The organism is Akkermansia sp. AE01SA01 (genome assembly GCF_036417395.1).
Classification (GTDB): domain Bacteria; phylum Verrucomicrobiota; class Verrucomicrobiia; order Verrucomicrobiales; family Akkermansiaceae; genus Akkermansia.
This window is the reverse complement of the sequence record NZ_CP143890.1, coordinates 1,151,306-1,166,007: the sequence shown is the minus strand read 5'-3', so window position 1 is coordinate 1,166,007 and position 14,702 is coordinate 1,151,306. Positions and strand designations below refer to the sequence as shown.

The 14,702-nt window shown below is 50.4% G+C and carries 9 protein-coding genes; 2 read left to right on the top strand and 7 right to left on the bottom strand.

The features are described from left to right. Positions 1–320 precede the first annotated feature (320 nt). A complete protein-coding gene (locus V3C19_RS04715) occupies positions 321–980 on the top strand; it encodes a hypothetical protein (protein WP_330937163.1) in 660 nt (219 codons plus the stop codon). Positions 981–1,230: 250 nt separating this feature from the next. Here the strand turns inward: V3C19_RS04715 and V3C19_RS04710 are convergent, their stop codons facing one another. The 5 genes from V3C19_RS04710 to V3C19_RS04690 form a co-directional block, all read right to left on the bottom strand. Next, a complete protein-coding gene (locus V3C19_RS04710) occupies positions 1,231–1,728 on the bottom strand; it encodes a hypothetical protein (protein ID WP_295934397.1) in 498 nt (165 codons plus the stop codon). Between the two features lie 116 nt (positions 1,729–1,844). Continuing rightward, entirely contained in the window at positions 1,845–2,480 is a 636-nt protein-coding gene (locus V3C19_RS04705; protein WP_295934398.1) for a hypothetical protein, read from the bottom strand. A gap of 50 nt (positions 2,481–2,530) precedes the next feature. Next, entirely contained in the window at positions 2,531–3,010 is a 480-nt protein-coding gene (locus V3C19_RS04700; protein WP_295934399.1) for a hypothetical protein, read from the bottom strand. Positions 3,011–3,130: 120 nt separating this feature from the next. After that, on the bottom strand, positions 3,131–5,353 hold the full coding sequence (locus tag V3C19_RS04695; protein WP_130083484.1) for a tetratricopeptide repeat protein: 2,223 nt from the start codon (positions 5,351–5,353) through the stop codon (positions 3,131–3,133). 46 nt (positions 5,354–5,399) lie between these two features. After that, positions 5,400–11,258, bottom strand: coding sequence for an RHS repeat-associated core domain-containing protein (locus V3C19_RS04690; RefSeq protein ID WP_302388944.1), 5,859 nt, complete (start codon positions 11,256–11,258; stop codon positions 5,400–5,402). A 784-nt stretch (positions 11,259–12,042) separates the two neighbouring features. On the opposite strand from V3C19_RS04690, the gene V3C19_RS04685 reads away from it, so the two are divergent. Then, complete coding sequence (locus tag V3C19_RS04685; protein WP_295934403.1) at positions 12,043–12,900, top strand: glycosyltransferase; 858 nt, start codon at positions 12,043–12,045, stop codon at positions 12,898–12,900. 137 nt (positions 12,901–13,037) lie between these two features. Here the strand turns inward: V3C19_RS04685 and V3C19_RS04680 are convergent, their stop codons facing one another. Next, a complete protein-coding gene (locus tag V3C19_RS04680; RefSeq protein WP_153812546.1) occupies positions 13,038–13,193 on the bottom strand; it encodes a hypothetical protein in 156 nt (51 codons plus the stop codon). Between the two features lie 5 nt (positions 13,194–13,198). Then, a complete protein-coding gene (gene lpdA / locus V3C19_RS04675; RefSeq protein WP_295934405.1) occupies positions 13,199–14,587 on the bottom strand; it encodes a dihydrolipoyl dehydrogenase in 1,389 nt (462 codons plus the stop codon). Between the last annotated feature and the right edge of the window lie 115 nt (positions 14,588–14,702).

Genomic DNA, 14,702 nt, shown 5'->3' with positions numbered 1-14,702 from the left:
ATCACCCGCTCCTCGGCAAAACGATCTTGGAACGGACCTTTCTTCATTCAAATACGGTGTTTTGCTGGTCCATAATATCTTGCAAGATTGTAAATAATTAAAAGACGTTCTTGATTCCATTACAACGCCGGAAACCGGACAAAACAAGGAAGAGACAATTTCCTTTCTTTGGGAACGTGCTGTACTGAACAATGTTATTCTAGCGGACAGCATTCGGAGCAACCCCGCAAAGTACGAGGCAACGGAAGATGAAGCAAAAGAATTGTATGCCGTCCTGGTAGCAGTTAACCAGCAGCTCAAGGATACATTAAACCTGTTGCGTGATCTGCAAAAAAGAAACCTGTTGGAAATTGAATTTGAATTTATGCTGGAAACAAAATGCTCCATCCTTGATGGGCTATCTGAACAAGCATCAATCCTATCTTTCCGATCCGGACTGCATCAATGCTTTTGAGAAGAATAAGGGATATCCCTATTTGCTCCAGGCCTTTTTTGCGATGTACCGTGAAAAAGACATGAATGCAGCGAAGCTACTCTTCCGGGAAGGTGCACAGAAAGGTAACAAGGAGGCGCAACTCATGGAAGCGCTCTGTGCGCATCCCAGCCCCCGCAAAATCATGGATGGCATTCTGGAAATTCTTCCCCGTTTAAATGCAGCTGCCGCCAGGATCACGGATCGGAACACGGCGGAAGCGAATGAGGAGAGCCTTGTCTCATTATTTAATTCCCTTCGTTTTCAAATTTCCCTTTCCCTGCTCAACAGGAGTCCCCAGTCTGAAAAAGACTCCGAATATATGCTTCAGACCTGGAATCCCGTTTATCAAAATGCAATGCAGCAATTTCATCAGGAATGGGCCAGAATAAAATCCTCTCAATATTTTGAAAATAAAAATCTGAAAAAATCCATCTCAGACAAATCAATATCCCTGAATGTGTCCATCAATTTAAAAAACCTTCTTAAATTGCAACCGAAATCATAGGAACATAAAAAGGGATGCAGTCTCGTTTCCATATCTTAAACAGTTCCTCATTGATATTTATTCCAGCCTTTGGCTGGCCTGCGCCCCAATAGCTCTCGACAAGCTACTCTTTGCCAAAACCTTCATGCAGGATCGCCATACCCTCAACGACAGCACCCTGTGCATGACCATCACAACGCGGCAGGCGTTCAGCATGATGTACCTGGAAAAATCGTAAATCGTAAAATAACGACTATGACTTCCAGGTCCTTCAGGTCAGCTTCATTGGCCTGCAGTCCGGCATCTGCTTCCTGATCACCGATTCCCTGTCTTTAATCAATATCGGCACTCCAACACCAAGAAGTATGCATGCGTCTGTCCGATGCGGCGTTCCAAAGACCAAGTGTACAGCATGTGGGAAAACGCCAAATTCCACAAGCTCCGGCCGCATGATTAAATCGACATTCTGTTGGAGGGAGCGGACTTCGGCATGGACGCCGTCCACATCGGGAAGGAAACCGTGATTTCCATTCACTTCGAGGAAAAATTCTCTGTAGTTCAATTCGGCCATATTGATACGGTTCACATTCAAAGGAAGGGCTCCGGGTGGCCGTTTTTTTTGAGATCCGGGTGTTGGAGAAGAGTTACAGATTAATGTAACTATCTGATGATAATTTATCACAAATCCATCATCCACTCCGTCATCTCCCTTTTCGAATCCTTGCAAAGCTTCTGCGTGGTAAGGATTCCTTCTTTTCTGCCTTTCCATAATTTCCGGGCAGAGAAAATCCTCTCATACTGAAACTCATAACATAAAAGAGACGTGAAATTCTAATTCAAATCTCTTTCTATTGTTATAAAAATAAATACCATATAGATCGGTCCCTAATTTAATCTGAAATAGTAGGATTCATCTATTTTTTTTGCTGGTGTTTTATTATCAATGTATTCGTAATGAAATGTAGTCGTTTGTATTGTTATTGCTCCCTGAACATTAATACTGATGCTTCTTAATTTTTTCACAATATGAATTTTGGTCCAATCATCAATAATATTCAAATCTTCCACGCATAATCCATGAATAATATTTTCAAGAATATCAAAATTATTTTCCCTTATTTCTATTGTTTCTCTAAAAATGAGTACATTGGAAAAACAATTCATAAGATAATTAAATTGATCCGAATTGCTGTACCTCCCCTGACGAAATGCTAGTTCAGCATTATCCTCTTGATTGCTTGGTAATTGCATATCATATACGTCAAAAACGCTTTTCTCAAGATTACTATCTGATTTTCTTTCGAATAGAACAATATTCTCTTGGGGAATAATGATGAGGAAGGTGTTTTTTCTATATTCAAACGGCCTCAAAAAAGCCATCTCTATATTTTCCTGATCCTTCCAATTTAAATATGATGATAAATTATCATAATTTTTTGCGAAATTATATTCTTTTTTAGAAGAAGGTGAGCAAGATGTTTGTACAATGATTACAATAAATGCGATGATGATCTTCCTCATGGTTCTATATAATATTGTTAAGGATAATTAATTTCTTAAATTATTAGAATTTAACCTTGCAGGGGTCTTGCTACATTTCCTGTGGGACTGGAACACGAAAAAGCACAGAGAGGTTCCACTTTCCGGGGATCGTTGGGTGAATGGGCCTTGTGATGGAAGAGGCGCAGGACATGCGTTTCCGGATGAACTCTTCGTTCCTTTTCCAAGGCGTCGCGCAGAGTAGTAGCTTTCACCAGCGGCACGGCGTCACTTGCTCCAAAGATGAGGAAATCCTCCTTCTGCCAGCGGGAATCGGCCAGCATCCGGACCAGAGAGGCACGGCGGAAGCGGACCTCCGGCAGGTCTCCATGGCGCCAGCCGGGGGCATAGGCATGCAGCGGAAGTTCTTCCGGTTCCGCATCATCCAGGCCGGAGGCGTCCTGCATGGAAGGAAAGGCTTCCACGGCATACCCCAGCCGGAGGAAGTCTTTTTCACCTTCCAGGAGTTCTCCCGGCGTCTGGAGCAGCAGGCAATGAAGAGGCGTATTCATGGAGAGACAGGGAAACAATTCCCAACCTACTGCTTCTTTCCCGAAAAATCCACCAGGAAAATGGAAAAACAAAGAGACTCCCGGAATATCCGGGAGTCTCGTGTAATAAGATATAGATTCTTAATGAGGGCTTTGTGCGCTTTTGGAAAAATCATCCAGAAAAGCTTGAGCTTCCTGATCTCCTTGTTCAGCGGCACGCTTCATCCAAATAAGAGCTTCCTGCATATTCTGTTGGACACCTTTTCCTTTTGCATACATGGTTCCCACATTGTATTGGGCCTCCGGATTATTTTGTTTTGCAGCCAAGGAAAACCATTGGAAAGCTTCCTGGTCATCCCGGGGAACCCCTATCCCATCCCGATACATCCTTCCAAGGTTATATTGGGCATTTGCACAACCTAATTTTGCAGCCAGGAAAAACCATTTGAAAGCTTCTTTCAAATCTTTTTCAACACCAATTCCCCGATAATACAAAGTTCCCAGATTATTTTGAGCTGGAGTACATCCCTGCTGGGCAGCAGCGGAATACCATTTAAAAGCTTCCTTCCAATTCTGGTCAACTCCTTGACCTCGTTCATACAAAACTCCCAGATTATTTTGAGCTGGAGTATATCCCTGCTGGGCAGCAGCGGAATACAACTTAAAAGCCTCTTTCCAATCCTGTGGAACTCCGTGGCCCTGCGCATACATGACACCAAGCTCACATTGAGCCGGAGCATATTGCTGTTGAACAGCAGAGGAATACAATTCAAAAACTTTTTTCAAATCTTCTTTAACACCAATACCTTGCGAGTACATAATTCCAAGAGCATATTGAGCCGGGGCATATTGGTGTTCTACGGCCTTTGAATACCACTTGAATGCCTCCTTAAAATCTTTCTCGACTCCCTGCCCATTTACATACATAGCTCCAAGATTGTATTGGGCTTCAGCATTCCCTTGCTGCGCAGCCAGGAAAAACCATTTGAAAGCTTCTTTCAAATCCTGTGGAACTCCTTTTCCATTTATATACATGATTCCAAGGCTGCATTGGGCATCCGGATCATTTTGTTTTGCTGCCAGAGAGAACCACTTGAAAGCTTCCTGATCATTCTGGGGAACCCCCATCCCATCCAGATACATCCTTCCAAGGTTATACTGGGCATTGGGGTAATCTTGTTTTGCAGCCAGGAAAAACCATTTGAAAGCCTCCTTTAAATCTTTTTCAACACCAGTTCCCCGGTAATATAACACTCCAAGATCATTTTGGGCTGGGGCGTATTGTTGCCGGGCTGAGGCACAATATAGCTTAAATGCTTCCTGATCGTTTTGGGGAACGCCCGTTCCATTCTGATACATGATTCCAAGGTTGTACTGACCCTCCCGATCATTTTGTTTTGCTGCCAGGGAAAACCATTTGAAGGCTTCTTTCCAATCCTGTGGAACCCCTTGACCTTGTGCATACATGACTCCAAGATAAACTTGCGCAAAGGCATTTCCCTGCATGGCAGCACGCTCCAACCAAATGAAAGCCTCTTTCCAATCCTGTTGAATCCCCTGACCTTGTGCATACATAACGCCAAGATTGCATTGTGCCGGGGCATACTGTTGCCGGGCAGCAGCGGAATACCATTGGAAAGCTTCTTTCCAATCCTGTGGAACCTCTTGACCCTCTGCATACATGACTCCAAGATTATATTGTGCCGCAGCATGTTGTTGCCGGGCAGCCTTTGAAAACCACTTGAAGGCTTCTTTCAAATCTTTCTTAACTCCTAGTCCATGTACATACATGATCCCAATATTGTGCTGAGCGACAACATTTTCTTTCTCAGCAGCCAGGAAAAACCATTTCATGGCTTCCTTGAAATCCTGCTCAATGCCCATACCTTCCTTATACATGGTTCCCAGGTTGTTTTGAGCGTCCGTATATCCCTGTTGAGCGGACTTTGAAAACCATTTAAACGCTTCTTTCAAATCCAGCTTTACCCCCTTCCCCTGGTAATAACATGCCGCTACCAGATATTGCCCCTCTGCACTATTTTGCTGGGCAGCTTTCCATGCCCACTGAAAAGCCTTCTGATAATCCTGCCGGACGCCCGTTCCTTTACCATAACATATGGCAAGTTGACATTGTGCTTGAACATCCCCCTGTTGAGCTGACGTTTCGATTGATTTTATTTGTTCAGGTGCGACTGGTAAATCAATCACCGGCTCAATATGGGATAGTACTTTTTCCGGAGAAGCATATGTCACTGAAGTCAGAAAAACACATGCACAGATGTTAAATACATAAAACTTAAACTCCCTTCGCACCGGTAGCGAAGGGAGTTTAAGGAATGGAATAGTATTATAATATTTCGGCATTACATAAATATATATAAACGATAATACCAAAATATCAAATGCTTTTTTAGAATGTAAAGGTTACTGTTACATTCCCTCCAACTCCCACACCACCGCTCGCCGGGAAATTAACATTTCCACCCATTTTCACTGAACCACCACCGTTGCCAATAGGGAAACTGACACTTACGCCAACGCTAACTCCTGGAACAGGATTTTCGACAGGTTTAGCGTTTCCGCCCGTCTTAACCCCTCCACTTGACCCTACATTCGCAGTGCCAGTTACTGATGTCCCCCAATTTCCAGCGAAAGCAGGAGTGGTAACTATGGCAGTGGCCCCAACTTGGGGACCTCCATCTCCAGAATTATCACTACCACCCTCTCCCTTCCCGGGTTTTCCTGTTGTTGTGGTAGGAGGCTCCGTTCCTTCTATCTTGTGGGCAGCCATTTTGGCAATTTCTTCCAGTTTTTTTGCTAGCTGTTTGCCGATTTCGGTACAGACCTGATCCGGAGTTCCTTTGGGAGCATACTCTTTACAAAATGTAATACATCTCTGCTGGGCTTCTGCCCGGGCCTGTTTCTCCAGAAAATCCTTCAATCCGGGCAAGAGACCATCAAAGTTTACCAACCCAAGATAGTCTATTGACAAACCATTACCGACAAAGTAGTAGAGATTGAACCCGGCATTTTCCGCCATCGGATCGCGGTTGATCCAGCGTCCATCAACTACGTTGTAGTAGCGGTAATTGTAGTAAACCAGCCCAAGGTCGTCATCCAGATATTCGCTGGAGAAGCGGAACGGATTGATCTCCGCCGCGTTTCCTTCCATCTTGATAATGTCTCCATAGGGTCCGTATTCATACAGGGCGCGCCTTCCTCCCTGGATGCCGAACAAGGCCGTCGTGTTCTTGAGCAGGTCGTGCGTGTAGTACAGGTCTTCCTGGTAAACACCGGCTTCGTCAAAGACACTCATGGCAAGGATGCGAGTCGCTACGGACTCCACCGGGTCCCACAGATAGGTCTTGCGCAGGATGGGGGCGGCCGTCTCCGTCTCATTGGTGGCGTCCAGTTCCGCTACCTGCAAATAGCCCAGGTAAATGAACCGCTTCCTGAACACCAGCGTGTCCCCGTCGTAGACAGTCTTTTCCACACGCCGGTTTAGGTAGTCGTACACACATTCAATGCGTTTGCTCCCCTGGGTGAAGGTAGTTGCCTGGTTCAGGGCGTTGTATGAGACCATCCATTCTCCAGAAGACGTGAGAATGGCTGTCTGGTTGCCATCCTCGTCATAGAGCATGAAAACCGTCGTGCCGTCATCATCGCAAATGGAGGAATACTGGTTAAGCATATTACTCGTGTAACTGCGCTGTCCGGACGCTTTCAGCGAATTTGTCCGATTGCCTCCGTTGTCGTAGGCAAAAGTGTATGTTCCGCCCCGGCTTAGGGCGTCGGCAATTACTTCACTGCGGTCATTGTACGTGTAGGTATGAACAAGATCCGGAGTAGGAGTATTGAAATAATCCTTCTTCGTCGCCGGGCGTCCCAGAGAGTCATACGTGTAATCCACCTTGGCCGGGTAGTTCTGGCTTCCTGGGCGCAGGTAGTCCATCTTGACCACCAGGTCCCGCTTCTCTTCCAGCGTGTACCATCTCTTCAGCGTATTGGGATAGTTCAGCGTCTCCAGCAATCCGTTGGCGGCATTGTAGCCATAGGTAAACGGAGTCGCCACCGCGTTGAGGGAAACCGTGGAAGGCCTTCCTGCGGAATCATACCCCCAGCCCGTTTGTAAAACAGTGCCGCCGCCGTATTGCAGGCTGTAGCCTGAAGCTCGCCCGTAGGCGTCCTTCACTGCCGCCAGGGAACTTTCTACAAGTCCCAGCGTGCTTTCCCCTTCCACTTCCCCGTACTGGTTGTAGGTGAAGCTGCGCGTCCCGCTGGCATCGGTAATGCCGGTGAGCTGGCCCAGATGGTTATAAGTCGCCGTGATGGAGGGAGTACCCTCGCCATAGGTCTCGCCTGTCAGCAGCCCGGTCAGGGCGTCATAGCTGCGCGTCATGACATTTCCTCTTCCGTTCGTAAAGGTGGAAATGCGGTTGAGCGTATCGTAACTGATGTCCTTATGGGTGTTGTCTGCATAGGTCTTTCGGGTAGGCAATCCCGTAGCGGCGTTATAATTCCATGCCGTCATGTCTCCATCCGTTCGTTCTCGCGGATCAGTCGTGATAGCTTCCGAGGAACCGCGGAACGTCGTCAGGCCGGTGATCTGGTCCGCATCGTTGTAAGAGAACACGGCTGGCTGAATCGCCGTTCCCCATTCGGCCTCCTTGCGTCCCCTGGCGTCATAGGCATAACAGGCCGTCTTGCCCATGGCGTCGGTGATGCAGGTAGGATGGTCCAGCGGCTGCCCGTAGGCATAGGACGTGCTGTTTTCCGCGGCATCCGTCACGGAAAGGAGGCGCAGGGCTGTATCGTACACTTCCGTCGTGGTATTGCCGCGGCTGTCCGTATAGGCCATCGTCATGCCTTGAGCCGTATAGGCGCGGCTCTGGCTGGCGGAGATCCCTGCATAATCGGTCACAGTGGTGGTAAAACCGTCCACGGTATGAATCACGGCTGCATCCGATACTCCGGGCTGGATCACTTTCCGCACCCTGGCGGCAGGTTCCCCGTATTCCGTCCAATCGGCGCTGTCATGCCCCCTGGCGTCCGTCGTAACCACCTTGCTTTTCAGCACGGGGTTCAATGAAGAAACCAGCGTAGCTTCCTTCCGGACAATGGGCGTGCCTTCCGCTGCGTATTCCGTCGTCGTGACAAGTCCGTAGACGCCCTCTTCCCGTTGTTCACGGGTGTAGGTATATTCCATAACCCGTGAATTGAGCGTGGTCGGTTCGTCGGAAAGAGCCACGGTTTCCTTCGTCTTGTTGCCAAAGGAATCATATTCATACAGGATGGGAGCCAGTGTTTCAAGCTGGTCGCGGACAAGCTGGCCTTTGGCGTTGTAAGTCAGATGGCGGTAATTGCTGCCATTCCTCGTATGCACCGTTGCCACACGGATTTGCTGGCCGAAGCCGTCCGTAATGACGCGTCCCCGGACAACGCGCGCCGTCCCGTTGAGAACGGTCGTTGTCACGCGGAGGCCGTCGCTTGCCATATCGGTTTCAAACTTGAGGTCCTGCTGGCCCGTCCCGTGCTGGCGCAGGATCGTTCCATCCGCATGGCGCTGGGTGATGAGCGTTCCTCCCATGGGAGTCGTGACGGTTTCCGTCAGGCCATTCGCGCTGTAGCTGTGAGTGGTTATCCGTCCCAGAGAGTCTGTCTCGCTGGTGATGCGTCCCAGCAGGTCGTAGGCCGTTTCCGTGGCGACGCTCATGGCTCCAGTGTCGGTCCGGGTCGCAGTGGCCCGGTCCAGGGCATCCTTCGTGTAACTGACGATGGTTTCCGGAGTTGTCGCTGTGGCGGAACGGATCGTCTCAACCAGCAGCCTTGCACTGTCGTAACCGTAGTCTGTCCGCACGCCGTCTTCATCCTTTTCCCAAAGGATGCGTCCGTCGCAGATGGATTCCTGTTCGGAGACGCGCCCGTTGCCACGGGTGCGCTTCGTCCAGCGGTTCATTGTGTCAAATTCATAGTCCGCGCTGTCCGTAAGCGTCCAGGTATTGTCGGAAAGCAGTACATGGCTTTCTTCCCTCACCGTATTGCCCTGGGGGGTAATGAAGGAGACTTTTCTGACGCTCAATCCCGGAACCACTTCTCCGTTGACGCGGGTTTCCTGCGTTTCCGTATAAGCGGCTCCATGCTGCGTCGTGGCGGCATATTCATAATGGGTCTGCACGCCATTGACGGCCTGGGTCATCTTGATGCGGCCCTGCGCGTAGCTGTTGGGAGCGCTCCCCAGCCACGTTTCCTGCACTTCGAGCTGGACGGTCTCCGTCTCAAGAGCGGTCGTGCGGATTTCCACGCGCCTGACATGATCGGCTTGACTGTACGTGTAGGTTTTCTTCCACAATTCAATGGGGTTATTGGAACCGTCGCGCATGAGGCGGCGTTCTTCGGCAACATCGCTGCTTACCTCGCTGTCTCCATCCCCGGTCACATACCGGTATGTCGTGTCCTGGGATTTGCCGCCGCACCAGGGCTGCCTTTCCAGCGTCAGGCGTCCCAGCATGTCGTAGGACCATTCCCATACGCCTCCATCCGGGCGCGTTTCCTTCTTCTTCCTGCCGTAGTAGTCGTATTCATAGGTGGTCGTCTGTGCAAGATCGCTGCCATAGCCATCCACTTTGGTAAGAAGCAGGTCGCCATAAGCCGTCGTCTGGTACACTTCGCAGACATGGGAGGCGGCAGCTCCGTCTTCTCCCTTGGAAACCGCCGTAACGAGCTGCCAGGTATCTTTCTCCAGTTCCGTCCGCGTGCGGCGGGTCACGATGGCTTCAGCATCCGTTCCCTGCGCCATGTTCCAGGCTTTGCCGTTAAGCCACCATTCCGTTTTGAAATCCAGCCTTCCCGGCGTCTGTTCGGTGACGGAGAAACGGCCCGTGGCGGCATCTCCGACCATCACGAACTTTTTGAACGGTTCTCCCGTAACAGTGTAAAGCCCCTGTTCATCCTGCCCGGTAATCTGGGAGGGAGTGTAAAGGGCAATCGTATAGCCGTCAGCCGTGACGGCTTCAATGTTGAGCAGGCCGTCCCAGAGGTTCCATACCTGGAGGAGGTCTCCTGCACTGTCCCTGTTGACGCGCAGATAGGCGCCAATCTGCTCGGCTGTGTAAATATTGCCCCACCTGGTCGTGTAGGAAACAAGGGCTCCGGTTCTGGCGTTATACACGGCAACGCTCTTGTCCGTCTTTATCCACTGGACGCACAAAACACCGTCCACCGTTGTGAAGAAGGCACGGTTCCCGGAGGACGTAAACTCGCCGACGATCGTCAGCGTTTCCCTGTCCACTTCACATTGAACGCAAACACGCCCGGCTCCCGTGACAATATCAAACGTGCCTCCAGCCACAATGCCAACTTCCGGAATATCCAGGAAGCTTGCCAGCATGGAGTCGTAGCAGAGGGCATGGGGATGGTTCAGCCCATCGGTGGAATCGGTCGCCAGCAACTCAATGGAGCCGGTGGGAATGCCGCCCAGCCCGCGGAAATGGCCGAAGTCCGCCCCCCAGTACATCAGGGAAGCGTCGCTGATTGCCTGTGCGTTTTCACCTCCGGAGGAAGTGTTCCCAAAAACGGGGGCCGCGCTTCTTGATCTTCCTGCCGGGGGCGGAGGGCAGCCCCCCCCTTGACCATCAAAATTGCAACAATCGCAGGTTGGCTTTTTCTTGCCGCCTGCGGTAGCGGGGCCTTCCTTGTCGATGTGGGCTTCAAATTTGTAATCACATACGGAAATATTGTTTTCCGGAGGATCATAGTCGATATTATTCTGTTCCACATGCAGGGTGTATTCACCGGATTTCAAGGTGAACTCACCGCTTTCCTTGGTCCATTTGGCATGCCCTCCCTGCGGGCCTTCTCCTCCCGAAGTCATGTCGATTTCCTGGGCAACCGTGCTGGATTGTCCCACGGACATTTTGCCCCAGTCATCTACGGTAAGGGTCATGTTGCACGTCGCTTCCAATGGTTCGGGGGGAGTGGGGGTGGGGTCTTCTTCTGTCGGTTGTGGAGTGGGAGCCGACGGTACGGTAAAGGATTTTTCGGCTGTCTCCATGTGGTCTCCACTGGTAGAGGGCTTCCCTTTGTAGTAACTGTCTGAAAAGCTTTTATTCCAGACAACATGCCAGGGTTCAGGTTCCGATTCAGGTTCCTCATTCAGAACCATGGCTCTTCCACGGGCTGCTTGAACCATTTTGGGGCTGGAATACCACCTCTGGTAGACGGGAACGGAGGAAACTCCGTTCTGAATGTTCATGGAATTATTTGTTTTCATGATTTTAATTTAATTTGTTGATGTTGATATGATGGTGCAGCCGCCCTGAAAAATGCCCGGAAGGCTGGCGGCTGCCAGGGACCTTTCCGGGAGAAATAAACAGAAAAAGCCTGTGGCTCTTTCTTATTAAAATATTGATTCATCTAGGAATCGTCATAAATAACTTAAAAATAAAAAAATCCGCTTCTTTTCAAAGGTAGCTATTTCTCTTTCTATAGGCATCCATCCAAACACGTTATATGTCGGTCGGAGAGAAGCTGCCGTCCGTAAAAGCTTGTTCATTACCCAGTACTTTCCTGCAGAGCAACTTCTGAACTTCATTTTTCCATGATCAAACCTGTCGCTGGGACTTTCACTCAAAAATCAGGATCAGGAAATCAAGTAGGGCAATCCGTCCTTCCTCTCAAATAGAAGATTCGCAATCACTGGCAACTTGCATTATCCCCATCCTGAAATCTTAAATTCCATCAAGGAGCAATTACAAATCACCGGAGGCATTTCTTCTCCACAAGAATCCACACGCTTAATCCGTTCTCTAAAAACACCTTGTTTTCTCTTGCAGGGACCTTCCCGGCATCTTATAGGTAATCATCATTTTCTTGAATCATGCGTCTTCTTGGGGACTTCCTGAACAGGTTGTCCATTTTTCAAGGATGCCATTTTCATGGCGGGAGTCCGGGACAACATATTCATTCCTCCGGAAAAGAAAATGAAGGCAATGCCGGGAATCCAGCCTAAAACAATTCCGGCCATTTCTTATGAAAGCCAACCGATGAAAAACCATATGAACCTTTACTTCGTCGCCAGCAACCGCCGCCATATTTTCCAGGCCGCCGTTACTCTCTGGAGCATCGTCTCCTGTGACGATTCCTCCACCCGCTACAACGTGTTCCTGAAAACGGAGCTGGAGGAAAAAACCTGGCGAGGCTTTTTCCTGCCAATCCCCCGTGTTTCCGTGTACGGAGTTCCGTTCAACGTTCCCTATGAACAATCCGTCCTCCTGAAAAAAATGAAGGACCTGGACGGGAACGATTCCAGAAAATACTTTTATCACAAATTCGATCTGACGTGGACAGAGTCGATCAGCCATCTTCTGACGGATGACAGGCTGCTCCTGCTGGATACGGACCTGTATGCCCGGAAGCCCCTGCGAGCGCTGTACGAGACTCCGCTTGCCGATCACGAATGCATGGCCATGGTCATTGACACGGGAATCTGGAAATACCCGGAATGGGTGCTGGAGCACAACCGTTCCCTTGGAATCGACCACCCGTGCTTCTACAACACCGGGGTAGCTCTCATCCACATAAGTTCATTCGTGGAACACCATATCTGGGAAAAAAGCCTGGACGCCTACCCCTTCCCCACCATGCCGCCCCAGCACGACCAGGATATCCTCAACAGGCTGATTTTCAACAACGCGACCAGGGATATCAAAAGGCCCTGCTGTAAAACCATGCCAAGCGTGTACAACATGAGCACAAAATGGTTCCCCTTCATGAATCTGGAAAAGGATGACATCGCTCTCGTTCACGCCTACGGAGACACCAAGCTCCCGCACTCGTCCTGCGATTGGGCCAACAAGGAATACGAACGACTGATGGAGACATACAGGAACATGGAAATTCCCTCACCGGAATGATTCCGCGCCATAGGGACCTCATGGCATGTCCCCGCAAATCATGCAGGAATAATAAAACAATTTGGAATCTGCCGCCGGAGGTTCATCCACGGAAGGTCCCGTACCTGCGATCACAGCTCCAAATGGACTGATGCCGTTCAACGGAAGCCCAAGTTTTCCATGGACCCCTTCCTGTCCCTCCTGCGGTCAAAACCGGGATAGACGCGCGCAAACCGTTCGTCAATACCTTGCGTCAATCCCATCCATCCGGGTCCGGATGGCAGGAAGAGCCCCATCACGGAGCTCTTCCGCATGATCCTTACATGTGAATGGCGATTCCCTCCGAGGCCAGCATGGACTCATGAATGGCTTCGGACAGGGTCGGATGGGCGAAAATGGTGGCGTAAATATCTTCATCCGTCAATTCCGCCTGAAGGCTGACGCCGAGCGTGGCGATCAATTCCGTAGCTTCCGGCCCCACAATGTGGGCTCCCAGCAATTCACCGTTTTTGGCGCCGTACAGGGTCTTCACGAAGCCGTCCGGTTCTCCGGCGGCCACGGCTTTGCCGATGGCCTGGAAGGGGAATTTCCCGACTTTGTACTCCACGCCCGCTTCCTTGAGGGCGCGTTCCGTGCTGCCGACGGACGCAACCTGCGGATAACAATACGTGCAGCTCGGGAAGAAGCCGACCTGTTTGGGCTGATAATCCGGATTAAACATGCCTTCCACCGCCTGCACGGCTTCATACGTAGCCGTATGGGCCAGCAAAACGCCGCCGATCACGTCGCCCGCCGCATAAACGCCGGGGACGGACGTGGCATAGCGGTCATTGACCTTGATGAATCCCTTTTCCGTCAGTTCCAGGCCGGGAGCGGCGGGAACGACCGGCTTCACGCCGATCGCCACCAGGCAAATGTCCGCCGTAATTTCCTCTTCCTGTCCCTTGCTGTTTTTTACAAGGGCCTTTACCTTGCCGTCGCAGGTTTCCGTGACGGACTCCACGGAAGTGCCCGTCATGGTCTTGATGCCCTGTTTCTTGAAGGCCCGCTCCAGCGTCTGGCAGGAATCGTCGTCCTCATTGGGCAGGATGCGCGGCAGCGCTTCAATAAGCGTCACCTTTGTACCGAAAGAATTATAAATATAGGCAAACTCCGTGCCAATGGCCCCGGAACCAATGATAACCATGCTTTCAGGCCGCTTTTCCAGCACCATGGCTTCCCTGGAACCGATGATGGTAGTGCCGTTCAGCGGAAGGCTGGAAACGGTGCGGGTCACGCATCCGGTACTGATGAGAATGTTCTTTCCTTCCAGTACCTGCGTAGTGCCGTCAGCGGCCTTCACTTCCACCTTGCCGGGAGCCGTGATGGAGGCTTCCCCGGTAACGGATTCCACCTTGTTTTTCTTGAAAAGGAATCCAACCCCGCCAGCCAGGCGGTCGCTCACCTTGCGTGAACGTCCGATGACCTCGCTCCAGTCCACGCTCACGCCTTCCACCGTCATGCCAAATTCCTTGGCCCGGCTCGTCACAGTCAGGTAGGCTTCCGCATTCTTCAAGAGTGCCTTGGTGGGAATGCAGCCCCAGTTCAGGCAGGTTCCCCCCACCCGGTCGCGCTCCACGCACGCCACGGTCTTTCCCATTTGTGCAGCGCGAATGGCTCCCACATATCCGGCGGGGCCGCCACCAATGACGATCAAATCATATTGCATGAAGATACTATAAAGGCATCCACCCCGCCGGGTAAAGAATGAATGTGATCATGCGGCTTCCCGGGAGATTCAATAACAAAAGATTAAAAAACCAAGAGGGAATCCGCCCATGGAC

Excerpts from the sequence above, each read along its gene's own strand:
- V3C19_RS04710 (WP_295934397.1), bottom strand. The coding sequence starts at position 1,728 with ATGGAAAGGCAGAAAAGAAGGAATCCTTACCACGCAGAAGCTTTGCAA.
- V3C19_RS04705 (WP_295934398.1), bottom strand. The coding sequence starts at position 2,480 with ATGAGGAAGATCATCATCGCATTTATTGTAATCATTGTACAAACATCT.
- V3C19_RS04700 (WP_295934399.1), bottom strand. The coding sequence starts at position 3,010 with ATGAATACGCCTCTTCATTGCCTGCTGCTCCAGACGCCGGGAGAACTC.
- V3C19_RS04695 (WP_130083484.1), bottom strand. The coding sequence starts at position 5,353 with ATGCCGAAATATTATAATACTATTCCATTCCTTAAACTCCCTTCGCTA.
- V3C19_RS04690 (WP_302388944.1), bottom strand. The coding sequence starts at position 11,258 with ATGAAAACAAATAATTCCATGAACATTCAGAACGGAGTTTCCTCCGTT.
- V3C19_RS04685 (WP_295934403.1), top strand. The coding sequence starts at position 12,043 with ATGAACCTTTACTTCGTCGCCAGCAACCGCCGCCATATTTTCCAGGCC.
- V3C19_RS04680 (WP_153812546.1), bottom strand. The coding sequence starts at position 13,193 with ATGCGGAAGAGCTCCGTGATGGGGCTCTTCCTGCCATCCGGACCCGGA.
- lpdA (WP_295934405.1), bottom strand. The coding sequence starts at position 14,587 with ATGCAATATGATTTGATCGTCATTGGTGGCGGCCCCGCCGGATATGTG.